Consider the following 26,074-nt stretch of genomic DNA (forward strand, 5'->3'; position numbering starts at 1 on the left):
GAACGGAGTCGCGGGGGGACCCCTCAGTCCGCTTCGCGGCCAGCTCCCCTCTCCTGCGGAGCTTTGCAAGTCAAGGGGAGCCAGAAAGCAATTGCAAGCCTCCCCTTCAGGGAGCGGAGGGGTTCTTCCCACTCAACTTAAATCACGTGGACGGGCAGGCCCTTGAGGTCGCTCTCGCGGGGCTGCACCCAGCCGCCGTCGAAGGCTTCGAGCAGGGAGCCTTCCTCGAACCAGCTTTTCGGGGTCTTCGCGCCCCAGAGGGTCTGGCGGCGCGGATCGTTCAGGGACCAGCGGATCGGTTCGAAGTCCGGGTCGACGGTCAGGTAGTCGCAGGTGTACAGCTCGATGCGGTGCCCGTCGGGGTCGCGGATGTACAGGAAGAAGGCGTTGCTGACGCCGTGGCGGCCCGGGCCGCGCTCGATGTGTTCGGGCATGCGCGCGCCCGCGAGGATGTCGCAGGTGCGGATGATGCTCCCCATGTCCGGCATCCAGTACGCGAAGTGATGCAGTCGCGGTCCCGCGCCGTTCGTCAGGGCGAGGTCGTGGACGCTGCCGCGCCGCTGAATCCACGCGGCCCAGATGCGCCCGTGGTCGTCCTCGGTGTACTCGCTGAGGCGGAAGCCGAGGTGGTCCATGTACCAGCGCATCACGCCTTCCACGTCGGGCGTCATGACGTTGATGTGGTCGATGCGTTGCAGGCCCGCGCCGCGGTGCAGATGGTAGTCCTGCAGCAGCCAGGGGTGCTTGACGGACTGCGCGTAGAACGCGACGGGCACGCCGTACGGGTCCTGGAAGCGCAGCAGGCGCGGACGGTCGAGTTCCGTCTCCCAGCGCCAGGGAATGCCCTGCGCGTCCAGGAAGGCGGTCAGGGCGTCCAGGTCGGCGTCGGTGCCGACGCGGTACGCGAGGTGCTTCACGCCAGCCTCGGGCGCGAGTTCGAGTTTCAGCGTCCACTCGCGGTCCTCGTTGGCGCGCAGGTACAGGGCGCCCTCGGTCTCGTGCAGGACGTTCAGGCCGAGCAGGTCCACGTAGAAGTGGCGGGAGGCGGCGAGGTCGGTGACGTAGAAGATGCCGTGCGCGATGCGGATGGTGTTCGGCGTCTGCATGTCAGTCCGCCGCCACGGTTTTGGACTGGTTGGGTTGAGGCTGGTGGATGAACTCGCGGATGCGCTGCACGTAGGGTTGCTTGTCGTAGACCTCGTACAGGGCGCTGTGCATGCGGATGGGGTCGCCGAAGAAGTGCTTCTCGTACAGGTTCTGTCGCGCGCCGAAGCTGCTCAGGGTCAGGTCCCAGGCAAGGCGGAAGAGTCTGAGTCGGTCCTCGGCGCTGGCGTTCGTGGCCTGCAGGTGCTTCTCGATGAACGCCCCGAGTGGCCCCTCGCGGTCGGCCTTGCCGGGCATCATGATGATCCCGGACGCGCCGAGGAGCTGGATGATCTCGTTCAGGCGCGGGTAGATCGCCGGGTAGTAGTTGCGCGCGGCGTCCAGCGGGCCGCGCGCGGGCGTCATGACCCCGTACGCGTTGAGCTGCGCGCCCTCCACGGCCGCCACCTCAAGCGCCTTCATGATCTCCAGGGTCACGATGATCTCGCTGACCTTGCTCTGCACGTGCTGGAACTGCCCGCTGCCGACGGTGTCCACGATGCTCTGCGCGAGCCCCAGGAACGCCTCGGTCTTGCTGACCTTCTGGTTCACGACCTGGTACGCCATGTGCAGCACGGCGTCGGTCTTCGCGTACGCCTGGTTGGCGAGGGTCATGTCGTACATCAGGAACACCCGCTCCCACGGCACGAGGACGTCGTCGAAGATCACGAACGCGTCCTGCTCGTCGAAGCGGCTGGACAGCGGGTGGTCTTCCACGTCGCGGCCCAGGTCGAAGGGTTCGCGGCACTGGAAGTACAGACCCGGCGTGTTCGTGGGCAGCCCGAAGCCGATGGCGTAGCGGCTGCGGTCGCCGTTCTCCTTGATGACCGTGGACGGGAAGATCAGGATCTCGTCGGCGATCGGGAGGGTGGCGAGCATGCGCGCGCCGCGCACGATCACACCAGCCTCGGTTTCCTCGACGATGCCCATGGCGATGTACGGGTCGGGCAGTTCGGACGCCTGCTTGCCGCGGTTCACCTGCGGGTTCGTCAGGGCGTGCGTGAGGCACAGGTCATGGTCGCGCACGTACTCGAAGTAGCGGCGCATGTTCTCACTGAAGTTCCGGCCCGAGCCCGGCTCGCCGCTGGACTCGCACTGATCGAAGTACGCGCTCGCCATCCCGGCGGCCATGACGTTCGTGTTCATGTAGTCCGGCGCGCGGCCCAGCGTGCCCAGCGAGTAGTTCGCGCGGAGGCGGTGCGCCTCGCCGATCCGGCGCAGGTCGTCCTTGCTGCGGGGCACCATGAACGCGGTCGCGTGCCGCTCGCCGCCCTCCTCGAAGGTCAGGACGTCGCGGTAGCGCGGGTCGTGCTGCAGGTCGTACAGCCCGGCCAGCGAGTGGGCGATGTTGCGCGTGGCGGGGTGGGTGGTGGCGTCCTCCACCCGCTGCCCGTCGATGTACAGGTTGGGCGGGTTCAGGCGCAGGCGGTCGAGGAACTGCTGTCCGGTACGGGCCATGTCACTTCTCCTTGCCCGGCATTCCGAGCTGCTGGGCGCGGTGCCCGTTCAGGTTGATGGCGACGTTCTTCGTCTCCATGTAGAAGTCGAACGAGTAGTCGCCGCCGTCACGGCCGATGCCGCTGGCCTTCATGCCACCGAAGGGGGTGGGCAGGTGGCGGACGTTCTCGCTGTTCACCCAGATCATGCCGCTGTCCAGGCCGTGCGCGAAGGTGTGCGCGCGGGTCAGGTCGTTCGTCCACAGGTACGCCGCGAGGCCGTACGGCACGTCGTTCGCGAGCCGCAGGGCATCCCCGTCCGTGTCGAACGGGATGACGGTCAGGACCGGGCCAAAGATCTCCTCCTGGGCGATGCGCATGTCGTTGCGCGCGTCGGTGAAGAGGGTGGGGCGCACGTAGTTCCCGGTCTCGCCGAGGCGTTCGCCGCCGACCCGGATGGTCGCGCCGTCCGCGCGGGCCGCGTCGAAGTACGAGCAGACCTTCTCGAACTGACGGGGGTGGATGAGCGGGCCGACCTCGGTGGCGGGGTCCAGGGGATCGCCCACGCGGATGTTCGCCACGCGCGCGGCCAGCTGCTCGACGAAGGCGTCGTGCACGCCGCGCTGGACGAGCAGGCGGCTGGAACTCGTGCAGCGCTGACCGTTCAGGGAGTAGATCATGAAGATCGCGGCGTCCAGCGCCCTGTTCAGGTCGGCGTCGTCGAACACCACGACCGGGTTCTTCCCGCCCAGTTCGAGGTGCACGCGTTTGAGGGTGTCCGACCCCTGCTTCTGGATCAGGCTGCCGGTGCGGCTCTCCCCGATGAACGCGATGGCTCTGATCAGGGGGTGCTCGGTCAGGGCCTTCCCGGCGCTCTCGCCGAAGCCGTGCACGAGGTTGACGACCCCAGCGGGAATGCCGGCCTCGTGCATGATCTCCGCGAGGATCGTGGCGGTCACGGGGCTCCACTCGGCGGGTTTGTGAACGACCGTGCACCCGGCGGCCAGCGCAGGCGCGATCTTCCAGGAGCTCAGCATGAACGGCGTGTTCCACGGGGTGATCACGCCGACCGGCCCGATGGGCTGGCGCACCGTGTAGTTCAGAAAGCCGTCGGTGGGCAGGCTCAGGCCGTCCTGGGCACCCTCGGCGCGGTCCGCGAAGAAGCGGAAGTTCTCGGCGGCGCGCACGGCGGCACTCTTCATGAAGCGGATGGGCTGCCCGGTATCGGTGCTCTCCGCGACGGCGATGTCGTGCGCGCGGGCCTCGATCAGGTCGGCCACGCGGTACAGCAGCGCGCGGCGTTTCTTGCCGCTCAGGGCTTTCCAGGCGGGGAAGGCGGCGTGCGCGGCCTGCGCCGCGCGGTCGATGTCGCGGGCGTCGCCGCTGGCAGCCTGTCCCAGCACGCGGTTGTCGCTGGGGGCGTGGAAGTCGAAGGTGTCGCCGGACTGGGCGGGCACCCACTCGCCGCCGATGAAGTGGCGCAGCGGCTCGCGCAGGCGGTCATGCAGGGCGTCCAGTGGGGACGGGGACGGAATGGTGGTCATGAACCCTCCAGGGAAGGGCGCGTCGGGATGCGCCCGGAACTTGAGTTGTGCTTCCCCGCAGCGTAGGCCCGCGCGGGCAGGAGGCTCAACGGTGGGATGCACAGAAACCACAAGGGCTTTTGTATGATCCGACAATGCCCAGATCGACCATGCACAGGCTGGGGTGGACGGCATGACGGTGACGCTTGCGGCGCTGCGCGGGACGCTGGGCCTCTCCCCCACACCCGGCGCTGAGCGGGTCGGGGATGCAGAGGCTGCCGTCCGGGCACTGCCCGAACTCCCGGCAGCGGATGTCCGCGCCGCGTTCGCGCGCCTCCAGGCCGACGCTCTGAGGCCGCACCTGCCGGGCCTGCGGTCCCTGCTGGACGGCGCGCAGCGCGCCCTGACCCACCCGCAGCCGGAGGCGGCGCTGGCCCGCTGGCTGGCGGGCGTCACGGGCGGCGAGGTGACCGTGCGCGCCAGCTGGGGTGACGTCGTGGCGCACGCCGGGCACGCTCCGGACGGCGCGGAACTGACCGAGGTGCCCCTGGCGTTCGAGCGGCGTCCGGTCGGGGCCCTGCACCTACGGGCCGATCCCGGCTGGGCGGATCTGGCGGCACTGATCGCGGAGCTGCTGCGCCTCGCCCGGCTTCAGGCCGCGGCAGCGGGCGCGGCGCGGCGGCGGGTGGGCGAGCGGCAGTTCGAGGCCCTGCTTGCCGGGGACGCGGCCCAACTCCCGCCCGGTGAGGGCTTCACGGTCGCCGCGCTGCGCCTGGACGGCCCGCCCCCGCGTTCCGCCCGCGCGCGCGAGGCCCGCACGGCGCAGCTGGACGTGCTGTGCAGTGTCGGCGAGGGCTTCTTCTACCGCCGGGGCCTGACCTGCCTGACCGCTGTGCGCGCCCAGGGGGACCATGACGTGGCCGCGTGGCTGTGGCCCGCCGCCGATCCCGCCGGGGCGGCCGCGTTGCACGAGGCGCTGCTGAACGCCACGACCGCCGCCTTCCGGCTGGGGGTCAGCCGCGCGCACGCGGGGGCCGGGGCCGCACCGGACGCGCTGCGCGAGGCGGCGCAGGCCCTGAGTCTCGCCCCGGCGCGCGGGGCCGCCACCTTCACACAACCGGACCCGCTGCGGCCCCTGCTGGACAGCCCGGAGCGGGCCGCGCACGCCGCCGACTGGCAGGCCCGACTGCGCGCCGGGGACCCAGACGGGAAACTGGCCGCCACGCTGCGCGCGTACCTGGGCCACACGGGCTCACTGGCCGCGCTGGCAGATGAGATGAACCTGCACCTGAACACCCTGCGCTACCGCCTGCGCCGCGCCGAGGATCTGCTGGGCGGAGGGCTGAGCGACCCGGCGTTCATCGCGCGGGTGTACCTCGCGTTCGGACCGTGAACCCTCGGGAAGGGAGCCCAGGGCCGACAGGAACCGGGCGGCCCGGATCGATTCCGGGCCGCCCAGCAGAATGCAGCGTCAGTTCGCGCGGGTCACGCGGAGGTCCAGGGCGCTGTCGGCGCTGACCTGCACGGCGCTGAGTTTGCCCAGGTCGCTCAGGTCGAGCTGGAAGTCCTGGCGGTGGGTCATGCGGTCGCTGTTCGTCACGCGGAACTCGCGGGTGCCGCGTTCGCCGGTCACCTTGAACGTCACGGTCCGCACGGCGGGGTTCGTGACGCGCACGCGGGCGCTGACGCCGCTGACGCCGCCGAGGCTGACGGCCGCGCTGCCGTTGCCGCTGGCCTGCGCGACCTCGGCGCCGCCCCGCGCGGCGGCGAGCAGGAAGCGCAGGTCGCTCTCGGCGGTGTCCTCGCCGCCCAGCAGCGGAATCTGCCAGATGAGGATCTTCGGGGGGGCGCTGCGGAACGCGTCGTCCTGCAGGTAGTCCTTCAGGCTGGAGTACGCCCCGGCCCCGCCGAAGGAGACGTTGTCCACGCGGCGGCCCAGGCTTTCTTGCAGGAAGCCCGCGAAGTTCAGGTTCGGCAGGCTGCTGCTCGCGCCGACGAGGACGGTGTCGGCCGCGCCGCCCAGCAGTCCGGCGCCCTGCGCGCCGTCGCTGACGAGGTCGGCGCTGCCGCCGGGGCCGGTCAGGGTGAGGGTCTTGAAGATCACGGCCATGGGGCGGCCGTCGCCGGGCGCGAAGGACGTGCGGCCCCCGTTGTAGTCGGCGAAGCGGAAGTCCAGGGTGTTGCTGCCCGCCTGGGCGTTCACGGTCCAGCTGCGGGTGACGTTCTGGCCGGGTTGCAGGCCGCTGATGGTGTCGATGACCTTCCCGCCGAGGAGCACCTCGACCGTCTGGTCCCCACGGGGTTCTCGAAGGTGGCGTTCACGGTGACGGGCGCGGCCTGCGCGGCGTTGAAGGTGACGCTCGCGACCGGTCCGAAGGCCCAGCGGACGGCGCCCTCGCTGCCGCCGAAGTTGCCGGGCGCGGCCACGAGGCCCTGCGCGGGGCGGGTCTGGTAGTCCCCGAAGGTTTCCGGGGTGACGTTCAGGCTGCACAGGCTGCTGATCTGCCCGAGGACCGGCTGGTCCTGCACCTGCCGGGTCAGCGTGCCGGCGCGCAGGCTCAGGTACGCCTCGGTGCCTGCGGGTACGCCGCCCGCCTGCATGGCGGAGGCGACGGCGCGGGCGGCCGCCTGCGCGCCCTCGGGCGTCCAGTGGATATCCTGGCGGAACAGGCCCGCGTCGCCCAGCGTGCGCGCGGGGGTCAGGAGGTCCGCGGTGGGGATCCCGGCGGCGCGCAGGTCGCCCACGAGTCCCTGATAGAAGGCGGTCGCGGCGGCCGGGTCGAAGGCCTTCTGCCCGGCGCTGGCGGGGTTCAGGTGCTGCGGGACCACGAAGGACCGGGGTGGGACGGGCGCGAGGATCAGCTGCACGCCGCGCGCTTTCAGGGCGGCGTGCAGCTGCGCGGCGCCGGGCACGAAGGTGGCGCGGGCGTCCTTCCAGGGGCGGCCGGTCCAGGTGCCGCTCAGTTCGTCGCCGTAGAAGAACCAGTCCTTCTGTCCCTGGAACATCCAGGCTTTCTGTTCGAGGGTCTGCCCGCACGCCGCGGGCACCTGGGCGGCGGGAACGCGGGCCGCGGTCTGGGCGGCGGTGCGGGCGAGGGAGGTGGCGAGCAGGGCGGTCAGGATCAGGGCGGGTTTGTTCATGTGAGGGACCTCGCGGGGTGGTTTCTGTCGGGTGACGGCAGGCGTTTCGACGGTGGAGTTGTTTGACAGTGGAGTTGTTTGACAGCGGAGTTATTTGACGGTGGGTTGCACCCAGATGGCGGTGCGGGCAGCGCCGCGCCCGAACACGAACGCGCTGTAGCTCGCCCCGGCACGCAGGGCCTCGGCCGGGAAGGTGTTCAGGGCCTTGCCGCTGCCGAACACGCCCAGGGCGGCACTGACGGCGTTCACGCTCAGCGCGCGGACGCTGCCGGGCGCGACGTCCCTGATCAGGGGCGTGCGGCCGTCGGCGGTCGAGAGGGTGGCGGGCGCGTCGCTGAGGTTGTACAGGGTCAGGCGGGCTTTCGTGAGCCCGGCGGGCTGTTCGGCCTCCAGGGCGCTGAGTTTCCCGCCGCGCAGGACCAGGGTGTGGTACGCGCCGCCCTGAACGTTCAGGGTCAGGGTGGCGGTCCCGGCGCGCAGGGTGTGCGGGCCCTGCGGGACGATCTGGTAGGGGCTGACCGTGCGGGGCGCGGCGGCGCTCAGGAAGGGGCGGCCGTCCAGGGTGACGGCGCGGCCACCGTCCACGGTCACGACCCGCACGAAGGCGGACCCGGCGGGCGGGGCGGGGGCGTAGAGGGCCTCCTGGGCGTGGGCGGCACCCAGGAGCAGCAGGGCGGCCAGGGCAGTCTTGGTCTGGGCAGTCTTCATGTGGGGACCTCGCGTGAGGGAGTGAGGATGGGGTCAGACGGGAGCGGGCGTGGGGGGGGTTCAGGGGGCCAGTGGGGCGTGGTCTTCCTCGTCCAGTGGGAGGGGCAGGAAGCGTTCGGGGAGTTCCCAGACGAGAACGCGGGGCGGGGCGGCCTGGAAGGCCGGGTCGCGCAGGGCGGGGCGCAGGCTGCCGCTGAAGTCCGCGCCCTCGCGGCTGACGTTGAGGACCGCGCTGCCCAGCGCCTGTTGCAGCGCGCCGTGGTAGTTGCCGCGCAGGCCGTAGCTGGTCCCCGCGAGCAGGACCTGCGGGGCGTCGCCGAGGAGGCCGCCGCCCAGGTCGCTGCCCTCGGCGACGGTCGTCTCGGTGGCCTCGGTGTCGGCGGGGGGGCGCAGCGCGTCGGGCGTGTGCTGCAGGCCCATCAGGTTCAGCAGGTCGCCGGGGCGGGGCGCGGCGGGCGCGGCGTCCGTGGTGAAGGTGCTGGCGGGCAGGTCCGGGGCGAGGGCACGGATGGCCTGCGCGGTGGCCTGCGCGGCGGTGCGGGCGCCCAACTGGTTCCAGTGGGTGTCGGTGCGGTAGTACTGCGCGCGCGTGCGGGCGGCCCGCTGCATGGGCGTCAGGAGGTCCACGCTGTGGACGCCGCGCCCGCGCAGCAGTGCCTGGAAGTCCGCGTAGGTGTTCGTCGTCCAGCCGGGCAGGGCGCCGCCGGGCAGCTGCGCGGCCTGCACGCGGCTCTTGTTGGGGCTCACCGCGACCAGCAGGGTCACGCCCCTGGCCTTCAGGTCGCGGTTCAGGTCGGCGATCAGGTCGGCGCGCTCGCGCAGGTGTGCGGCCTGCCGGGGGTGCGCGGCGAGTTCGCTGCGCAGGAACAGCCAGCCGCCTTCGCCCAGCGTGACCTCGTCGCTGCCGCCGCGCGTCGTGAGGTACCGGGCGGTGTTCACCACGCCGATCAGGGCGTCCCGGCCGGGCAGGTTGGCGTCCAGGTGCCGCTCGAGGGCCTTGAAGGTCTCGCCGCTGCCCAGCGCGCGGGCACTGACGGGGACCGGGTGGTGCGGGTCGGGCGTGCGCAGGCTGACCACGGCGGCGATCAGGCCGCCAAAGGGCAGCAGCAGCAGGGTCAGGGCCGCGAGGCGGGCGGGGCCGGGCAGGGCCAGGGCGGCGGCGCGCAGGCCGCTGACGCGGACGGTGGTGGTGGGGGTGGTGGTCGGGGTCGTCATGGGGACCTCAGAACTGGAAGTACAGGAACGGCGCGTACTGCTGCGCGGCGAGGGTCGCGACGGCGAACAGGAACAGCGGGACCAGCGCGTATGCCCCGGCGGCGCTCACGGCGGGCCGCAGAAGGTGCGGACGGGCGCGCAGGGCCGGAACGCCGTAGATCACGGCGACGCCCGCGAGCATCACGGCCAGCCGTTCGGGCGTGACGAGCAGCGCCACGTCGGGCGTCAGGGGGCCGCCGTTCAGGCCCGCCAGGCCGCGGTAGACCTCACCGGCGTGCGCGACGCTCTCACTGCGGAACAGCACGCGGCCCAGGATCACGATCAGCATGACTTTCGGAATGGCGTACCACACCGGGGGCGGGGGGCGGCCGAACTTCTTCTTCAGCACGCGTTCGAGCACCAGGAACGCGCCGTTCCACATGCCCCACAGCACGAACGTCCAGTTCGCGCCGTGCCACAGGCCGCCGACGGTCATGACCAGGAAGAGGTTCAGGTTGGTGCGGGCCAGGCCGTGGCGGTTGCCGCCCAGCGGGATGTACACGTACTCGCGCAGGAAGGTGCCCAGGCTGACGTGCCAGCGCTGCCAGAACGCCGTGATGGACGTGGCCGTGTACGGGTCGAGGAAGTTCTCGGGGAAGCGGAGGCCCAGCATCAGGGCCAGGCCGATGGCCATGTGGCTGTACCCGGCGAAGTCGAAGAACAGTTGCAGGGTGTACGCGACCGAGCCGAGCCACGCGTCGGCGGCGCTGGGCTGCGCGGCCGTGTACGCGGCGTTCACCATGGGTGCCAGCGGGTCGGCGAGCAGGACTTTCATGCTCAGGCCGATCATGAAGCGCTGGGCGCCCTCGGCGAACTTGGCGGGCGTGTGGGTGCGCTCGCGGAACTGGTCGGCCAGCTGGTTGAAGCGCAGGATCGGCCCGGCCACGAGGTGCGGGAACAGGCTGACGAACGCCCCGAAGTCGATGATGTTGCGCGGCGGCTGCGCCGAGCCGCGGTGCAGGTCCACGAGGTAACTGATCGCGTGGAAGATGTAGAACGACAGCCCGACGGGCAGCAGGACGTGCTGCCACAGGAAGGGATCGAGGCCCAGCGCGTCGCGGATCGCGTTGGTGCTGCCCACGGCCATGTTGGCGTACTTGAAGTACCCCAGCAGCGCGAGGTTCCCGCCCACGCCCAGGGTCAGCCAGGTCCAGCGGGCGCGGCCCGCGCTGGCGAACACCCGGCCGCCGATCAGGTACGTGAACACGATGACCGTGACGAGCAGGCCCAGCGCGGCGGGCGCGGCCCAGGCGTAGAACAGCAGGCTGCCCAGCAGGATCGTGAGGGACCGGGCGCGGGCGGGCGTGAGGGCGTAGGCGATCAGGAACAGCGGCAGGAACAGCAGCAGGAAGACGTAGGAACTGAAGACCATCGGTGAGGCACCCCCTTCGGGTGGACGATGGGCCTCAACCTAATGGGGGGGGTGCTTCACCGGTCTGACAGCAGGGTCAGATGAAGGGCGTGGTGGTCAGCCTGTCCGGGCCAGGGAACAGGACAGGGGGAGAGGCCACCTGCACCTCTCCCCCCTCGTCAGGCGGCGCTCAGCGGCAGCGGATGTCCTGGCCGAAGTACGACTTGCTGATCTTGGCGTACGTGCCGTTGCCCTGGACGGTCTTCAGGGCGCCGTTCACGGCCTTGAGCAGGCTGCTGTTACCCTTGGCGACGGCCATGCCGAGTTTCTCCTGGAACAGCAGGTCGCCCTGCTGCAGCTGGCCTTTGGCGGTCTTGAGGGCCTCGAGGCTGTAGAAGCGTTCGTTCACCATGGCGTCCACGCGGCCGGCACGCAGGGCCTGCAGGGCGTCGGCGTTGTTCGGGAAGGTGCGGACGTTCTTCGTGCCGACGACCTTGGCGATCTGCCCGACGTAGGTGGTGCCGACCTGCGTGGCGACCGTCTTGCCCTTGAGCTGCGCGGCGGTTTTCGGACCGCCGGGGCGGCTGACGATCACGCCGCCGCTGCAGTAGTGCGGGGTGCTGAAGTCCACGGCTTTCTGCCGTTCGGGCGTGATGCCGTGCGAGGAGATCACGAGGTCGAAACGGTCGCCGTTCAGGCTGATCAGCAGGTTGTCGAAGGGCTGGCTGGTCCATTCGGCGCGCACGCCGAGCTGCGTGGCGATGGCGTTGCCGAGGTCGTACTCGAAGCCGCGCATGGTCAGGCCCTCGAAGTACGTGAAGGGTTTGAATTCGGCGTTCGTGCCGATGCGGATCACGCCCGCCTTCTTGATCTCGGCGAGGGTGCGGGCCTGGGCGCTGCCCAGCAGGGCGGCGGCGATCATCACGGGAAGCAGGGGTTTCATGGGTCCTCCGTCGGGTCCGGGGCGCACCGCGGGCCGGGTGGCGCGGGGGTGGCCCGGAGGGGTGTGGGGTGCGGGCGCGCCGTGTGGGTGCGGCGCGAAGGGGGGATGATAGCTCAGGGGGCCGCCGGGTGGCCCGTGCCTTTCGTCCCGCTCCGTTCGTCCCGCACCGTTTGTGGCGTGCCGTTGGTCCCGCTCCCGGCAGTGAACCTGGGCGGGCGGCGCTGCGTACCTGTAGCATGACGCTGGTCATGACCCTGCCTCTGCCTGCCGCGCCTCGCGCCTCCGAATCGGACCGGGGGCTCGCGGCGCGGCTGCGTCGCCGGGACGAGTCGGCGCTCGCGGAGGCGTACGACCAGCACGCGGGCGCGGTGTACGGTACGCTGCTGCGCATGCTCGACGCGGCCAGCGCGCAGGAGGTCACGCAGGACGTGTTCCTGCGCCTGTGGCAGCGCCCGGAGGCCTTCGACCCGGACCGGGCGGGCCTGCGGGCGTACCTGCTGGTCATGGCCCGCTCGCGGGCGCTCGACCGGGTGCGGGCGCAGCGGCCCACCGTGCCCCTGCACGACGAGGAACGCCCCCTGGACGTCCCGGACGACGCGCCGGGACCGCAGCGGCGCGGTGAGGACGCGCAGACGCGTGAGGCGCTGCGGCGGCACCTGTCGCGCCTGAGTGCCGCGCACCGCGAGACGGTGGAACGCGCGTACCTGCGCGGCGAGTCCCGCGAGGAGATCGCCCGGCACATGAACGTCCCGGTGGGCACGGTCAAGAGTCGCCTGAATCACGCCCTGAAGGCCCTGCGGGCGCACCTGAACGGGGAGGTGGAGGCGTGGCTGGAATGACCTGCCCGGACGTGCAGGACCGGCTGGAGGCGCACGTGACGCTGGGCGAGGCCCTGTCACCGGAGGTGCAGGCGCACCTGCGGACCTGCGCGGACTGCCGCGCGCACCTCGCCTTCCTGCAGCACTTGCAACTGGCGCTGCTGGAGGACGCCCCGCCGGTCGAGCCGCCGCCCGCGCTGCGCGGCGAGGTGCTGCGCGCCGCGCGGGGGGCGCGCCCGGCCCGCTGGCGCTGGCCGCTGACACTGGGGGCCGCCGCCGTCCTGGGGGCCGTGACCCTCACGGCGCTGCTGGCCCCGCCGACGGGCGTCGCGGCCAGCGCGCCGGACCCGGCGGTGGTCGTCAGCGTGGACGACCGCGTGCTCGTCGCCAGCAACGACCGCGCGGGAACGTTGACGCTGCTGCGCGGCGACCGCACCGAGGGTACCCTGCGCGTCCCGGCGCGCCTGACCCCGTGGTTCACCGAGGGGGTGCGCCTGGGGGACCGGGTGTTCCTCGCGGACGCCGCGAACGACCGCGTGCTCGAACTGCAGCTGCGTCCCCTGACCCTGCGGCGCACGCACCGCGTTCCGCCGGGCGTGGCGGGCCTGAGTGCCGTGACTGGCCCCGGCGGGGCGCGGGTGTACTTCAAGAGCGTGCAGGGCGTCGTGGGGCTGCTGGGTGGGCGCGAGATCACGGTCGCGGACGACCCCGGCATGCCGCTGGCGGACGTCATGGACGCCGTGACGCTGTTCCGCGGCACGCTGGTCGTCACGCATCACCTGCGCGGCGAGGTGTGCCTGATCGATCCGGACACGCTGCAGGTGCGGCGCGTCCTGAAGCTGGGCGGCATGCCGGTCGCGCTGGAGTCCACCCAGGACGGCCTGCTGGTGCTGGACGTCACGGGCCGCCTGCTGCTGCTGGACGGTGCGTTCCGCGTGGCGCGCACCTGGACGCTGGGCGGCCACCCGGACAAACTCAGCGTGAACGACCGTGAAGCCGTGATCACCGACCGGGCCGGGACCGTCACGCGCCTGCCCCTGGCGGGCGGGGCGCCCACGCGCCTGACCCTGACCCACCCGATGGACGTGACGGTCCTTCCCGACGGGTCCTTCGCGGTGGCCGAGGGTGGACGGGGCGTGCAGCGCCTCCCCGGCACCCCCTGATACGGACTCGGATGCGAGAAGGAGAGAAACGGGTTCCGTTTGTTTCGCCAACAATCCGGAACTTCACCGGATTGCCGACTCCACGTCCGGAACCCGTATGACCCGACCGGATCACGTCCACCGGATCGCAACCGGATCAGCGCAGCCGGATCAATGCGGCAGAGACTTGCGCAGCGCGCCGTACAGCCAGGTGCCCAGCAGGGCGAAGGTCAGCACGACCAGCATCGGCCACGCGCCGGCTCCCAGCAGTGCCAGGACCGGTCCGGGGCACACCCCGGCCAGGCCCCAGCCGAGGCCGAAGGTCGCGCCGCCCAGCACGTAGCGCGCCCGGCTGCGCTCCTTGGGCGTCACGGTGATGGTCTGTCCGTCCAGGCTGCGCGCGCCACTGCGCCGCAGCAGCCACGTCGTGAGCAGCCCGGTCAGCACGGCCGAGCCGATCAGGCCGTACATGTGGAACGACTGGAAACGGAACATCTCCTGAATGCGGTACCAGCTGGCCGCCTCGGACCTGATCAGGACCACGCCGAAATACACGCCGATCAGGAGGTACACGAGCAGCCCGGCCGCCGCCCGGACACCGGGCTGATCATGCACGCCGGGAATGCGGGCGGGGGCGCTCACGCGATCACCGCCATGAACGCGGGCAGCAGCAGGTTCGCGCTGAGGATCCCCCCGGCGAAGAACGAGACGGTGGCGATCAGGCTGGGCAGTTGCAGGGTGCTCAGGCCCGTGATGGCGTGACCGCTGGTGCAGCCCCCCCCGTACCGGGTGCCGAAACCGACCAGCAGCCCCGAGGTCGCCAGCAGCAGCCACACGCCGGGATTCGAGAGGTCGCTCAGTTCGGCGGGCATCAGGCCGGGCCGGACCTGCACGCCGAGTGCGTTCACGGACGCGACGCCCGCCGCGCTCAGGCGGGTGGGTTCGGGACTGGCGAGGAGCAGGCCGGCCAGCGTGCCGCCCAGGATCAGTCCGGCGGCGAAGGTGAGGTTCCAGGCTTCGGCGCGCCAGTTATACCGGAAGAAGCTGGGTTTGGCGGCGCCGGGCAGCAGGATGGCGCAGGCGTGGCGGAGGTTGGCGGAGACGCCGAAGCCCTTGTTGCCGGTCCACAGCAGCAGGGGTACGGTCAGGCCGATCAGGGGTCCCGCGAGCCACCAGGGCCAGGGGGAACGCAGAAGGTCGAGCAGGTCAGTCATGGTCACCTCGGGTGAGACGTTCAGTGAAATGAATTCAGTGGAATGGAGTGGCGTGTCGTGCAGTGGGGCCGCCGGGGAGCGGGGTGCAGCCCCATGGATGGGCATGGATGAGGCGGCGAGACCTGTCCGACCTCGCCGCCTCAGGATCGTGGGGGTGGTCATACGGATTCCGTTTGTTTCGCTGACAGATCGGAACACCACCGATCTGCCAGCTCCACGATCGGAACCCGTTTTTCTCCTCCTCGCATCCGCTCGGATTGAATGACTTTGCAAGCCATTCAATCGGAGTCGGTATCAGTGGGCGCGGCTCTCGACTGCTGGTGGCGGGTTGAGGACCTTGGGGACGTTCGTCGCCAGGACGTACAGGCCCATCACGACCAGGAAGGACGCGAAGCCCCGCTTGAGTGCGTCGTTGGAGACGTTCTTGCCGACGCGGGCGCCCAGGAAACTCCCGGCGATGCCGATGGCGGTGAAGATCAGGATCAGGTTCCAGTGCACCGTGAGGTTCTGCTCCTGCAGGACGTGCAGGTACTTGGAGAACCCGGCGAAGCTCTTGGCGGCGATGATCAGCAGGCTGGTGCCCACCGCGAGGCTCATGGGCAGCCCGCCGAGGAGCACCAGCGCCGGGATGATCAGGAAGCCGCCGCCCACCCCGACCAGGCCGGTCAGGACGCCCACGCCGAGCCCCTCGGCGGCGATCTTCAGCGGCGAGCGGGCGTGCGCCGGGCCTGCGCCCGCTGCGGCGGGGCGGAACATCATGATGGACGCCAGCAGCATCACGGCGGCGAACAGCAGCAGTTGCACGACGCCGCTGAGGTACACGCTGAGCGCGGCGCCCAGGTACGTGCCGGTCACGCCGGGCACACCGAAGTACAGAACGCTGCGCCAGTCGATCTGGCGTTTCAGGGCGTAGGGAATCGCCCCGAAGAGGCTGATGCCGCCCACGATGGCGAGGCTCTCGGCAATGGCGAGTTTGCTGTCCTCACCGACGAGGTACACCAGCACCGGGACGGTCAGGATGCTGCCGCCAGAGCCGAGCAGGCCGAGGCTCAGGCCGATCAGTGCCGCGCCGATCCACGCGAGGATCATGGCCGGTCGCCGGTCACCAGGTCGCGGCCCTCGCGCATCCACCCGAAGGTGCCGCCCATCAGGTTCTTCAGGTGCCGGTGGCCCAGTCCGGCGAGGTACGCGGCGGCCTGTGAGGACCGGTTGCCGCTGGCGCAGATCAGCACCGCGCCGCCGGGCACCTCGGCCTCGCGGCCCTGCAGTTCGGACAGGGGGAGGTTGATCGCGCCGGGCACGTGGCCCTGGGCGTACTCGTCGGGTTCGCGCACGTCGATCAGGGCGGCACCTGCGCGGAGCTGCGCGTCCAGTTCATTCGGGAAGAGGTCGGTGTAGGTCATGGGGTCATCCTGGGTGGGTCTGGAGAGGGGGGCTGGTCAGCTGGATCTGGGGGCCTGGGCAATTGAGTCTGGGCCACTGGGTCCGGGCAGCGGGCGGGTCAGGCGGGCTGTGCGTCGCGTTCGCGGACGTAGGCGTCGTAGCCGCCCTCCAGTTCGCTGACCTGGAAACCGTGGCGGCGCAGGAGGCTCGCGGCGGCGGCGCTGCGGGCACCGCCCTGGCAGTGGACGACGATCTCGCGGTCGCGCGGCAGGGTGCCCAGTTCCCAGGCGAGGCGTCCGGCGTGCAGCTGCGTCGCGCCGGGAATGGCGCCCGCCTGATGCTCGGTCTTCTTGCGGACGTCCAGGATCAGCGCCCCGGCGTGCAGCGGCAGTTCGGCGGCCGGGAACGGCTGGGCGGGCATGGTGTCCAGTCCGTCCGTGGAGGTCACGAAGCCGGTCACCTGATCCAGGCCCACCATCCACAGGCGGCGGCGCAGCGTCTCGGCGTGCGCGGCGTCGCGGGCCAGCAGGACGAACGGGGCGTCCTCGGGGCGCAGCAGCCAGCCGGACCACGTCTCGAAGGTGTTCCCGTCGGGAATGTTCACGCTGCCGGGCACGGCGCCCGCCTGATGGGCGGTCCGGGGGCGGGTGTCAATCAGGACCGTACCGGCGGCCAGCCGGGCCTTCAGGTCGGCCGCACTGAGCGGCGCGAGCGGCGTGACGTCCCCGAGTAGGGCGGGACCGGCCCTGTTCTGCAGCTTCATGCGGCCGTAGTACAGCGGCGCGTCGGGCTGACCGCTGAGTAGTTCATTCGTGAAGCCCTGTTCGTCCCCGGCGGCTACGTAGGGCGCCCACCAGGCCAGGGCGCGTTCGTAGCCGACGGTGGTGGTCGGGACGGCGCCCAGGGCCTTGCCGCAGGCGCTGCCCGCGCCGTGGCCGGGCCAGACCTGCACGCCGTCGGGCAGGGTCAGGAACTGGTCGCGCAGGCTGGCGAACATCTGCCGGGCGCCGACGTAGCGGGTGTCCACGCCGCCCGCGGCTTCGTCGAGCAGGTCGGGGCGGCCGATGTCGCCGACGAACACGAAGTCGCCGGTGAAGTACATGCTGGGCGTGTCCCCCCGGGGGGTATCGGTCACGAGGAACGAGAGGCTCTCGGGGGTGTGGCCGGGCGTGTGGCGCGCCTCGATGCGGAGGTTGCCGACCATGAAGGTGTCACCGTGGCGCAGCGGCGTAGCGGCGAAACCGTAGGTCCAGTCGGCGCCGCCCTCATCTGACAGGAGCAGCTGGGCGCCGGTGCGGGCGGCGAGTTCGCGGCTGCCGGACAGGTAGTCGGCGTGGATGTGCGTCTCGGTGACGTGCGTGACGCGCAGGCCCTCGCGGGCGGCGCGGCCCAGGTAGATCTGGGCGTCGCGGACGGGGTCGATGACGAGGCTCTCGCCGGTCTTCTGGCAGCCGATCAGGTAGGACGCCTGGGCGAGGTCGGTGTCGTAGAAGCGTTCGAAGAACATGGGTGGCCCTCCTTGGGGGTTCAACTGCCCGGATCGTATACCCCCCAAGGGTATCCTTCAAGACGACCGGACCCCACATCCGGAAAGCCGATACGCCACATCACGGCGGCCGATATCACCGCAGCGTCCCGCCCCGGCCGCGCCGCTCAGGCCCGGCCCAGCAGCGTCCCCACCCGTTCGAGCAGTTCCATCGGACTGAACGGCTTGACGAGGTACGCGTCGGCGCCCACCGCCTCACCCTCCTGCAGGTCGCTCTGCTGCGCGCGGGCCGTGACGAGCATCACGGCCACGCCGCGCAGGTCAGGGTCGGCCTTCAGCGTCTCGCACACCTGAAAGCCGTTCAGGGTGCCGGGCATCATGACGTCCAGGATCAGCAGGTCCGGCCGCCACTCCCGCGCGCGTTCCAGCGCCTCGTCGCCGCTCGCGGCCTCCTGCAGCCTGTAGTCCGGGCCGAGCAGGGTCAGGCGGATCAGTTTGCGCAGGTCGGCGTGGTCATCCACGATCAGGATCTTCTTGGGCATGGCTCTCCTGTGGGGCACTCTGCTGTGAGGCGGGGCTGACGGGGAAGGTCAGGGTCACGACGCTGCCCTGACCCGGCTCGCTGCTCAGCGTGGCACGTCCGCCGTGGCAGTGCATGATCTCCTGCACGAGGCTCAGGCCCAGGCCCGTGCCGGGGATGCTGCCGGAACTCTCGGCGCGGTAGAAGCGCTCGAACGCGCGGTGCAGCTGCTCGGGCGTCATGCCGAGCCCCTGGTCCGTCACCGAGACGTGCAGCAGCGGGTGCAGCGGGTCCATCCACGCGTGCACGAGCACCTCCCCGCCCTGCGGGGAGTACTTGAACGCGTTGGACAGCACGTTCCCGAGCGCCTGACTGAACTTCGCGGCGTCCACCGGCAGCAGCGGCAGGTTCGGCGCGACCTGCACCCGCACGCGCGGACGCTCGTGCGGCGGCGTGAAGGCCTGCACGGTCGTCTCGATCAGGGGCCGGACCGCCTCGTGCACAATCCGGAAGTCCTGCCCGGCGCGCGCCTCGATCCGCGCGAGATCGAGCAGCTCGGTCAGCAGCAGGATCAACCGCCCCGCCTGCCGGTAGATGGTCTCCAGCAGGTCGCGGGTGGTCTCCGCGTCCAGGTCGCGGGTCAGGAGCAGTTCCGTGAAGCCGTAGATGGACGTCATGGGCGTGCGCAGTTCATGCGCGGCAGTGGACATGAATTCACTCTTCATGTTGCTGATCTCGGCCTCGTGCGTGATGTCCCGGAAGTACATGACGTGCCCGAGCACCACGCCGTCCCCGGCGTCCATGGCCCGCCGCGTGCGTTTCAGCACCCGCCGGGCCGGGCGCACCACCTGCAGCACGTCCACCCCGGGCGGCGGGCGGCCCGCCGGGCGCGCGACCTCGCAGCGGCTGCGCAGCACCCGCTCAAACTGCGCTTCACTCAGCCCGAGCAGTTCCTCACGGGTGGTCCCGGTCAGCGCCAGGAACGCCGGGTTGACCTCCACCACCTGCCCCTGATCGCCGAAGGTCACGAACCCGTCGGGGCTGACGTTGAACACCGAGTCCAGCTGCGTGGTGCGGTGCTGCAGCCGCGCCTCCGCCGCGCGCCGGTCCGTGATGTCCCGGACGAACCCCGCGTACTCGGGCGTGACCGTCGGCAGGCGCACCACCGACAGTTCCACCGGGAATTCCTGCCCGTCCCGGCGCACGGCGGGCAGTTCCAGTCGCTGCCCCAGGATGCGCCCGGGACCGCCCGCCGAGAGGCGCTGCAGGCTCAGGCCGTGCGCGGCGCGCAGCCGCTCAGGGATGATCAGCGTGTCCAGCGGCTGCCCCAGCGCCGCGGCGCGGTCCAGCCCGAAGATCTGCTCGGCCGCCGGATTGAACTCGGTGACCGTGCCGCGCCCGTCGCAGGTGATGATCGCGTCCAGCGACGAGCGGATCACGGCCTTGTTCAGTTCCTCGCTGCGGCGCAGCTGCCGCGCCGTCTCCTCCCGCGCGGCGTCCTGTTCCAGCCACTGCCCGATCAGGCGCAGGAAGTCCTCGTCCGCCGCCGTGAAGATCGGGCCGCCCGACCGGCAGAACACCAGCGTGCCGGGACCGTCCGGGGCACGCACCGCCACGCGCAGGGTGTCCGGCGTGCGGCCCGGCGGCTGCGCCGCGAGCACCTGCGCCCGCTCCGCGGACAGCGGCCCGGCGCACGCGACGATCACCCCGCCCCGCACGAACGCGCCCGGCGCGCGGAAGGTCCGCGCGGCGACCTCCAGCAGCTCGCCCACGGTGTCCGGCGCGCCACGCGCCGTCACCTCGTACAGTTCCCGCAGGCGCGCCTCGGCCATCTTCGGGGCGCTCAGGTCCGTCAGGACCGCCGTGACGCCGCCCCCGGCGCGCGTGACCCGCGTCAGCAGGGCCGGGATGCTCGCCCCGTCCGGGCGGCGCAGCGGGACCTCCACCGTGACCCGCGCGCCGCCCGGCGCCGACGGGACGCCCATCACGTCCGCCAGCACCTCCGACTCCGCGTGGCCGACCAGTGCGCCGGGCGGCTGACCCACCATGCGCGCCAGGGCCGGGTTCACGTACTCGAAGGTCCCGTCGGCGCCCGTCACGTACAGGCCCTCGCCCATGGCCTCCATGACCTGCACCGCGAAGTCCCGTTCGCGCTGCAGCGCGCCCTCGGCGGCCAGCAGTTCCCGCGTGGTGCGCTCCAGCACGCCGCGCGCCCGTTCGGACTCGGCGCGCCGCTCGGTCTCCAGGCGCAGGTCGCGCCGCGCGCGGGCCTGCAACTGCAGGATCACAGTCGCGATGGTCAGGGCCAGCAGGGCCGCCAGGGCCGCCAGGGTCACCTCGGCCACGCGCAGGTCCCGCGCGATCGCGCTGCGTTCCCGGCCCAGCAGGTCCACCGCGCCGGCGTAGCCCTCCTGGGCGCGGTCCATGATGCCCGCCAGTCGCGCCGCGGCCTCAGGCCCGCGCAGGTCCGCCAGCGTCAGGGCCTGCGCCGCCGCGACCGCTTCGAGCAGTTCCGCGCGCCGCGCGCGGTCGATCCGGTCGAGCAGCGGCTCGCCACTCACGACGGTCGCCTTGGACTGCAGCACGGCCAGCGGCACCTCCAGCTCGGCCGGGTCCGGCGCGGGCACGCGTGCCACCAGCACGCGCATTTCGGCCGCCTGCCGCACGAACTCCGCGTACGCCCAGCCCGTGATCGACACGCTGCTGAGGCTCGCCACGCGGTTCAGGCGCGCGAACGTGAACGCGAACGCCCCCAGCGTCACGATCAGCACGACGATCAGCAGCAGCAGACTCAGCGGCCAGCGCCGCCTGCCGGGCGCGCCCGGCGCGGGCAGGGTCACGGCGCCCTCAGGTCCCGCCGGGGCGTTCCTCGATCCGGTACAGCTGCCACACCCACGCGGCGTTGTAGATGTTCGGATCGAGTTTCACGCCGCCGTACGGGAAGGTCATGTACACCGGTCCGAAGTTGCGCGGTTCGAGCAGCTGCCCGTCGGATTTCAGCGCCAGGATGACCGGCACGTCCTTGATCGGCGCGAGCTTCAGGTCGGTCTTGTACTTGTCGAGCGCCACGAGGTGCAGCGTCGCCGCCGGCGCGATGCCGGTCTCACGCAGCACGGCGCTCAGCAGCGGCCCGGTGTACTCGTGCGCCTCGTTCTTCCGGGACGGGTCGGGCGTGCTGAAGCTCACCAGGCCCAGCGCGGCCAGTTGCGCGCGCGTGAACGTGAATTCCCTGCCCTGCGCGTTCACGACGGTCAGGACGACCGGGCCTGAACCGCTCAACTGCGGGTCGGCCTCCACCGTCGTGTACAGGCTGGAGGCGGGTCGGGCGCAGGCACTCAGGGTCAGCAGGGCTGGGATCAGCAGGGCCGGTGTCAAAAGGGCACGTCGCATGTCACTCCTCCGCTTCAGGAACCGCTTGAGATTGACCCGCAGCGTAACCTGTCCGGTCATGCAGTTTTCTTGCAGAACGGCAGGATGCGCTCCGACCGGCCGGAGGAGTCCGTATACTGGCCCCGATGAATCCGACGACTCGGGGTGCCGCGTGAGCCGCCCGTTCCGCGTGCTGCTGGTGGACGACAACCCGGCGGACCTGATGCTCGCCCAGGAGGTGTTCGCCGAGCACGGCGAGCGCCTGACCATCAGCACCTGCGCCAGCGGCGAGGAAGCCCTGGCGCGCCTGCGCGTCGGCCCCGTGCCGGACGTCGTGATCCTCGACGTGAACATGCCGGTCATGTCGGGCTTCGAGGTGCTACAGGCGATCAAGGACGACCCGGCGCTGCTGTCCATCCCGGTCGTGATGCTCTCGACGTCCTCGCAGCCGGGCGACGTCGCGCGGGCTTACACCCTGCACGCCAGTTCCTACATGGTCAAGAGCAACAGCTTCCAGAAGTTCGTGGAACAGGTGGACGCCTTCGTCACCTTCTGGCGCGAGAGCCGCACGCCCAGCTGGCCCGAACGTTCCCCGACCTGAACCCGGCCTGCCCCGAGGGCGAGGCCCACGGCCATGCACGGACCGCCATGAAACGCCCCCAACGGGTGGCCGCGCAGCGACGGTGCGCGGCCACCCGTTGGGGTGCGGCTTCAGGCGCTTCTGGACAGTTCCGGGCCGTGGCGACCGGTGGTGCGGGCGTCATCCATGGCGCGGGCCAGTTGCCGCTGGTGCACGGCGAGACGCAGGTGCCGGTCAGCGAGGGCCATCAGCGCCTCACGCAGGGCAGGGGTGGGGGCCGAGTCGGCCTGAGCGCGCAGGGTGTAGGCGTCGGAGTCGTTGATGCGGGCGGCCTTCCGCAGGTGCTGAGCCGCGTCAGGGGACAGGTCGAGCATACGTCATGGTGTGTCATGGCCGGCGTGCTGCACGATATGAAACCTCACACGCCGGGGGATGGTCGGCGGGGGGGAATGACGCGCGGACCGGCCCACAGCGAGGCGGGGCACCCTGACTGAGTGCCCCGCCTCGTGGTGAACCTTCCGGACCGGTTCATTCGGTGCGGTCGCGGTTGGGGTACAGGACCGGCAGGACGATCAGGGGCAGCGCGATGGCGGACAGTGCGAAGATCAACATGCCCACAGTGTGCCCGGCGCCCTGTGGACGCTGATGACAGCAGCGTTCAGGGAGCGTGGAGCGGAACTTCAGGAGACGCCCAGGGAATCTTCAGGTGACGTGAGGGTCAGCTCGGACCACGCCCTGTGATACGGACTCGGATTGAACGGCTTATAAAGCCGTTCAATCCGGGCGGATGCGAGAAGGAGCGAAACGCCCCTCCGGACGTGGAGTTGGCAACCCGGTGCTGTCCCGGGTTGTTAACGAAACAAACGGAATTCGTATGAGGGTCCCATGAGCCGCCAGAACCCCCGGTCTTCACCGGAATCGGGTCACGACACATGAAGCGACTGTCACACTGAACACCATTCCGGCGCGGCCCGGCAGCACACCTGGGCGTTCGGGCAGGTATTCGGGCACTTCAGGCCACACCCGGCCGCCCAGGCGGGCACGGAGGGAACACGATGACGATCTGCGTGCGACATGACGGAACCACCACGGGCGTGGTGCTGCGCAGCACCGACACCCGCTACGCTCCAGGGCAGCGGGTCCGGATGCACCTCCTGCACGACGGGCCGCGCACCACCCTGGCCGTCGATGGATGCCCGGCGCACCTTGACGAACGGGTGCCGCCCCTGCCGCCCGGCGTGGCGCGGCACCTGCTGCACCTCAGCGTGGACGAACCCCAGATCTGACGAACCGAATTCTTCAAGAAACCCGCCGCCGAGGAACGCTGTCCGTTCACGACCCGGAACGGCAACGGGTCGTCAAGGCCACGTCCGGAGGGGCGTTTCTCTCCGCCTCTGCGGGGCAGCCCGACGAGTCGCATCCGCTTGGACCCAGCGGCCGTAGACTCCGTTCATACGGGATTCAAGTGTCTTGTTCATCGGCGTCGCCCGGTGGACCCCTCACCCTTCCGCCGCTTCGCTCCTCAGCACTGCGAGTCCCACATGGGCAGAGGGGACAGCGGAACGCGACTACAGTGCAAGCAAGTCAATGTCATCCCGTACCACTCGGCGTCCTTATCGTTCCTCGTCAGGTGCCGTGGTGGGCGCGGCGGCGTCCGGTGTCCCGGCGTGTGTTTCCTCCCGCATGCCGATGAAGGTGTCCACCAGCGTCGGATCGAGGACGCGGCCCGCCATGCTGCGCAGTTCCGCCAGCGCGCGGTCTTCCGGCCACGGCTGCTTGTAGGGCCGGGCGCTGGTCAGGGCGTCGAAGGCGTCCACGACCGCGAACACCCGCGCCAGCAGCGGAATCGCCTCGCCGCTCAGGCCGTGCGGGTACCCGCCGCCGTTCCAGTGCTCGTGGTGGTGCAGGACGATCTGCAGGCACGCCTCGCCCAGCGCGGGGGTGTGGCGCAGCATCTCGTAGCCGGTGACGGGATGCTGGCGCATGACCGCCCACTCGTCCGGGCTGAGCGGGCCGGGTTTCAGGAGGATCTGGTCGGGAATGGCGATCTTGCCCAGGTCGTGCAGGTACGCGCCGCGGCGCAGGTCGTCCTGCTGCTGCTCGCTCAGGCCCAGGCGGCGGGCGAGGTCCAGGCTGAGGCGCACGACGCGGTCGGTGTGGCCCTTGGTCTCGTAGTCGCGGAATTCCAGCGCGACGCCCAGGGTGCGCAGCGTCTCCTCGCGGGTGGTGAGGATCGTCTGCAGGTGGTGGTCCTGTTCCAGCGCGACCGTCATCAGCTGTCCCGCCTGCGCGACCGCCGCGCTGAGGCGTTCGGTGGGCGCGTCGGGCACCGCGCGGTACAGCGCGACCAGTCCCGGCGCCTCGCCCTGCCGGTCGGGAACGGGGAACAGCCAGCAGGAGCGCAGGCCACTGGCGGCCAGCGCCACCCGCCACGGTGTCCAGGCGCTGGGGTGTTCCAGCGTCGCGACCGTGAGGTCCTGCCCGGCGAGCGCGTCCACCCAGGCGGGGTGCAGGGCGTGAGGCGGCACGTCCGCCGTGAACAGCTGCAGCAGGTCGTCGGGCAGGCCCACGCTCGCCTCGATCCGCAGCAGGCCCGCGTGGACGGTGAACAGCTGCGCGGCGATCACGCCCGGCAGCTGCGTGAGCAGTTCCGCCAGGAGGCGCAGCGTGTCGGGCAGCGGGGCGCCCACGGCGATGGACCGCAGGACCTGCGCGCGCGCCGTCTCCATGAGCTGCTCGCGGTGACTGTCTGTCACGTCGTGCGCCAGGGCGACCGTTCCGATCACCCGGTCGAGCGTGTCGTGCAGCGGTGAGACGTGAATCTCGAACACCCGGTCGTGCAGCCGCTGGGTGTAGCGTCCGCGCTGTCCGGCCAGGGCGCTCAGGTGCGCGCCGACGACGTCCTGCTCGCGTCCGCCCTCGAGCAGGGCCGTGACGTGCCGGCCGACCAGTCGGCGCGGGTCGAGACGCAGGCGCTGCAGGGTCTGCCCGCTGACCATCCGGACGTTCAGATCCGGGTCGGTCGTCCAGGACAGGGTCGGCAGCTGCTCGTGCATCAGGTTCAGGTGCAGCGCCTGCTCGCGCAATTTGCGCTGCGCCTCGAAGTGCTCGGTGAGGTCGTGGATGAACGCGGTGTAGTACTGCTGCCCGTCGATCTGGACGGGTTTCATCATCAGTTCCACCGGGAAGGAATGACCGTCCTTGTGCAGCGCGTTGACCTGCACGCGTCGCCCGGCCACGCGGGTCTCACCGGTCTGCTGGTGGCGGGCCATGCCGCGCTGGTGAGCGTCCCGGTCGGCGTGGGGGATGATCAGGGAGGACAGCTGCTGCCCCAGCACCTCCTTCAGGGAGTACCCGAAGATGCGCGTGGCGGCCGGGTTCCACGCCACGACCCGCCCGTGGCGGTCGATACTGATGATCGCGTCCAGTGCGACCTCCATCAGCGCGTCGCGGCGGGCTTCCAGGGTCCGCGCGTGCTGCTCGGTGGCCTTGCGGGGGCTGATGTCGCGCACGATCGCCAGCGCCCACACGCCGGGCTGCGGGGGCGTGACCGGCAGGAAGTCCAGTTCGCACCACACCGGCACGCCGCGCGTGTTCAGCCGGACCTCCAGGTGCGCGTCCTGACCGGAGTGCAGCCGGATGAGCAGGTCGTCCGGCACGGCCATCTGGTCGTCCGGGTGGATCAGGGTCAGCAGCGGCTGTCCGCGCACCTCGGTCTCGGGACTCAGGCGGGATTCCAGGCTCTCGGTGACGTCCGAGACGTGCAGGTGTTCGTCCAGCACGATCAGGCCCTGGTCCGCCTGCCGCTGGAAGTGCGTCAGGAGCCCCAGCGCGACGGCGCGGGCCGCTTCCGTGATCGAGTCAGTCATGGGCGGTTCCTGAACACCCGTTCAGTATGACCCGCCCCGGAGCCCCGCGCGGCAGAATTCCCCACACCCCCCACCACCCCCACCGGAGGGCGCCCGGCGGGGGGGCGCGTGAACTGTCACCCGCCGGGGAGACACGCCCGGGCGGGGCCTGCGCCGGGACGTGAACTCAGAGCCCGCAGGTGATCTAATGGTGT

General features: G+C 71.0%; 24 protein-coding genes. 5 read left to right on the top strand and 19 right to left on the bottom strand.

Features of this window, described 5'->3' with window-relative positions; translation table 11 throughout:
- Positions 1-137 precede the first annotated feature (137 nt).
- Genes hpaD through hpaE form a run of 3 tightly spaced genes read right to left on the bottom strand, consistent with a single transcriptional unit; the run spans position 138 to position 4,123 of the window.
- A complete protein-coding gene (gene hpaD, locus EXW95_RS00670; protein ID WP_174365896.1) occupies positions 138-1,106 on the bottom strand; it encodes a 3,4-dihydroxyphenylacetate 2,3-dioxygenase in 969 nt (322 codons plus the stop codon).
- A 1-nt stretch (position 1,107) separates the two neighbouring features.
- The gene (hpaB, locus tag EXW95_RS00675; protein ID WP_174365897.1) at positions 1,108-2,601 is read right to left on the bottom strand and encodes a 4-hydroxyphenylacetate 3-monooxygenase, oxygenase component; all 1,494 of its coding nucleotides are present in this window, start codon (positions 2,599-2,601) and stop codon (positions 1,108-1,110) included.
- Between the two features lies 1 nt (position 2,602).
- Positions 2,603-4,123, bottom strand: coding sequence for a 5-carboxymethyl-2-hydroxymuconate semialdehyde dehydrogenase (hpaE, locus tag EXW95_RS00680; protein WP_174365898.1), 1,521 nt, complete (start codon positions 4,121-4,123; stop codon positions 2,603-2,605).
- 172 nt (positions 4,124-4,295) lie between these two features.
- Between hpaE and EXW95_RS00685 the strand changes: the two genes are divergently transcribed.
- On the top strand, positions 4,296-5,495 hold the full coding sequence (locus EXW95_RS00685; RefSeq protein ID WP_174365899.1) for a CdaR family transcriptional regulator: 1,200 nt from the start codon (positions 4,296-4,298) through the stop codon (positions 5,493-5,495).
- 78 nt (positions 5,496-5,573) lie between these two features.
- On the opposite strand, the gene EXW95_RS00690 is transcribed toward EXW95_RS00685, so the two are convergent.
- From EXW95_RS00690 to EXW95_RS00715, 6 genes are all read right to left on the bottom strand, one after another.
- A complete protein-coding gene (locus tag EXW95_RS00690) occupies positions 5,574-6,380 on the bottom strand; it encodes a hypothetical protein (protein ID WP_174365900.1) in 807 nt (268 codons plus the stop codon).
- Positions 6,302-7,243, bottom strand: coding sequence for a hypothetical protein (locus EXW95_RS00695; protein WP_174365901.1), 942 nt, complete (start codon positions 7,241-7,243; stop codon positions 6,302-6,304). Before EXW95_RS00695 ends, EXW95_RS00690 begins: the two co-directional genes overlap by 79 nt.
- Positions 7,244-7,333: 90 nt before the next feature.
- The gene (locus EXW95_RS00700) at positions 7,334-7,951 is read right to left on the bottom strand and encodes an alginate O-acetyltransferase AlgF (protein ID WP_174365902.1); all 618 of its coding nucleotides are present in this window, start codon (positions 7,949-7,951) and stop codon (positions 7,334-7,336) included.
- A 60-nt stretch (positions 7,952-8,011) separates the two neighbouring features.
- The gene (locus EXW95_RS00705; protein ID WP_174365903.1) at positions 8,012-9,166 is read right to left on the bottom strand and encodes a hypothetical protein; all 1,155 of its coding nucleotides are present in this window, start codon (positions 9,164-9,166) and stop codon (positions 8,012-8,014) included.
- 7 nt (positions 9,167-9,173) lie between these two features.
- The gene (locus tag EXW95_RS00710; RefSeq protein WP_174365904.1) at positions 9,174-10,577 is read right to left on the bottom strand and encodes an MBOAT family protein; all 1,404 of its coding nucleotides are present in this window, start codon (positions 10,575-10,577) and stop codon (positions 9,174-9,176) included.
- Positions 10,578-10,746: 169 nt separating this feature from the next.
- Complete coding sequence (locus tag EXW95_RS00715) at positions 10,747-11,499, bottom strand: ABC transporter substrate-binding protein (protein WP_174365905.1); 753 nt, start codon at positions 11,497-11,499, stop codon at positions 10,747-10,749.
- A 248-nt stretch (positions 11,500-11,747) separates the two neighbouring features.
- On the opposite strand from EXW95_RS00715, the gene EXW95_RS00720 reads away from it, so the two are divergent.
- The gene (locus tag EXW95_RS00720) at positions 11,748-12,338 is read left to right on the top strand and encodes an RNA polymerase sigma factor (RefSeq protein ID WP_174365906.1); all 591 of its coding nucleotides are present in this window, start codon (positions 11,748-11,750) and stop codon (positions 12,336-12,338) included.
- Positions 12,326-13,480, top strand: coding sequence for a hypothetical protein (locus tag EXW95_RS00725; RefSeq protein WP_174365907.1), 1,155 nt, complete (start codon positions 12,326-12,328; stop codon positions 13,478-13,480). Before EXW95_RS00720 ends, EXW95_RS00725 begins: the two co-directional genes overlap by 13 nt.
- 150 nt (positions 13,481-13,630) lie before the next feature.
- On the opposite strand, the gene EXW95_RS00730 is transcribed toward EXW95_RS00725, so the two are convergent.
- From EXW95_RS00730 to EXW95_RS00765, 8 genes are all read right to left on the bottom strand, one after another.
- Positions 13,631-14,101 carry a DUF6691 family protein gene (locus tag EXW95_RS00730; protein WP_371809854.1) on the bottom strand — a complete coding sequence of 157 codons (471 nt, stop codon included), beginning with the start codon at positions 14,099-14,101 and terminating at the stop codon, positions 13,631-13,633.
- Positions 14,098-14,673: a YeeE/YedE family protein gene (locus tag EXW95_RS00735; protein WP_174365908.1), complete on the bottom strand. Its 576-nt coding sequence runs from the start codon at positions 14,671-14,673 to the stop codon at positions 14,098-14,100. Before EXW95_RS00735 ends, EXW95_RS00730 begins: the two co-directional genes overlap by 4 nt.
- Positions 14,674-14,967: 294 nt before the next feature.
- The gene (locus tag EXW95_RS00740) at positions 14,968-15,762 is read right to left on the bottom strand and encodes a sulfite exporter TauE/SafE family protein (RefSeq protein ID WP_174365909.1); all 795 of its coding nucleotides are present in this window, start codon (positions 15,760-15,762) and stop codon (positions 14,968-14,970) included.
- Positions 15,759-16,076 (bottom strand): rhodanese-like domain-containing protein, encoded by a 318-nt coding sequence (locus tag EXW95_RS00745; RefSeq protein ID WP_174365910.1) that lies wholly within the window; start codon positions 16,074-16,076, stop codon positions 15,759-15,761. The genes EXW95_RS00740 and EXW95_RS00745 overlap by 4 nt, the downstream gene beginning before the upstream one ends.
- Before the next feature lie 98 nt (positions 16,077-16,174).
- Positions 16,175-17,563 (bottom strand): rhodanese-like domain-containing protein, encoded by a 1,389-nt coding sequence (locus EXW95_RS00750; RefSeq protein WP_174365911.1) that lies wholly within the window; start codon positions 17,561-17,563, stop codon positions 16,175-16,177.
- 146 nt (positions 17,564-17,709) lie between these two features.
- The gene (locus EXW95_RS00755; RefSeq protein WP_174365912.1) at positions 17,710-18,084 is read right to left on the bottom strand and encodes a response regulator transcription factor; all 375 of its coding nucleotides are present in this window, start codon (positions 18,082-18,084) and stop codon (positions 17,710-17,712) included.
- On the bottom strand, positions 18,056-20,902 hold the full coding sequence (locus tag EXW95_RS00760) for a PAS domain S-box protein (protein WP_174365913.1): 2,847 nt from the start codon (positions 20,900-20,902) through the stop codon (positions 18,056-18,058). The genes EXW95_RS00755 and EXW95_RS00760 overlap by 29 nt, the downstream gene beginning before the upstream one ends.
- A gap of 7 nt (positions 20,903-20,909) precedes the next feature.
- Positions 20,910-21,452 carry a molybdopterin-dependent oxidoreductase gene (locus tag EXW95_RS00765; protein WP_174365914.1) on the bottom strand — a complete coding sequence of 181 codons (543 nt, stop codon included), beginning with the start codon at positions 21,450-21,452 and terminating at the stop codon, positions 20,910-20,912.
- A gap of 151 nt (positions 21,453-21,603) precedes the next feature.
- Here EXW95_RS00765 and EXW95_RS00770 point away from each other — a divergent pair, with 151 nt between their 5' ends.
- Positions 21,604-22,032 carry a response regulator gene (locus tag EXW95_RS00770; RefSeq protein ID WP_371809855.1) on the top strand — a complete coding sequence of 143 codons (429 nt, stop codon included), beginning with the start codon at positions 21,604-21,606 and terminating at the stop codon, positions 22,030-22,032.
- 110 nt (positions 22,033-22,142) lie between these two features.
- Here the strand turns inward: EXW95_RS00770 and EXW95_RS00775 are convergent, their stop codons facing one another.
- The gene (locus tag EXW95_RS00775) at positions 22,143-22,385 is read right to left on the bottom strand and encodes a hypothetical protein (protein ID WP_174365916.1); all 243 of its coding nucleotides are present in this window, start codon (positions 22,383-22,385) and stop codon (positions 22,143-22,145) included.
- 693 nt (positions 22,386-23,078) lie between these two features.
- Between EXW95_RS00775 and EXW95_RS00780 the strand changes: the two genes are divergently transcribed.
- A complete protein-coding gene (locus tag EXW95_RS00780) occupies positions 23,079-23,297 on the top strand; it encodes a hypothetical protein (RefSeq protein WP_174365917.1) in 219 nt (72 codons plus the stop codon).
- 327 nt (positions 23,298-23,624) lie between these two features.
- Here the strand turns inward: EXW95_RS00780 and EXW95_RS00785 are convergent, their stop codons facing one another.
- Positions 23,625-25,880, bottom strand: coding sequence for a PAS domain S-box protein (locus EXW95_RS00785; RefSeq protein ID WP_174365918.1), 2,256 nt, complete (start codon positions 25,878-25,880; stop codon positions 23,625-23,627).
- Between the last annotated feature and the right edge of the window lie 194 nt (positions 25,881-26,074).

Source organism: Deinococcus sp. JMULE3 (assembly GCF_013337115.1).
GTDB lineage: Bacteria > Deinococcota > Deinococci > Deinococcales > Deinococcaceae > Deinococcus.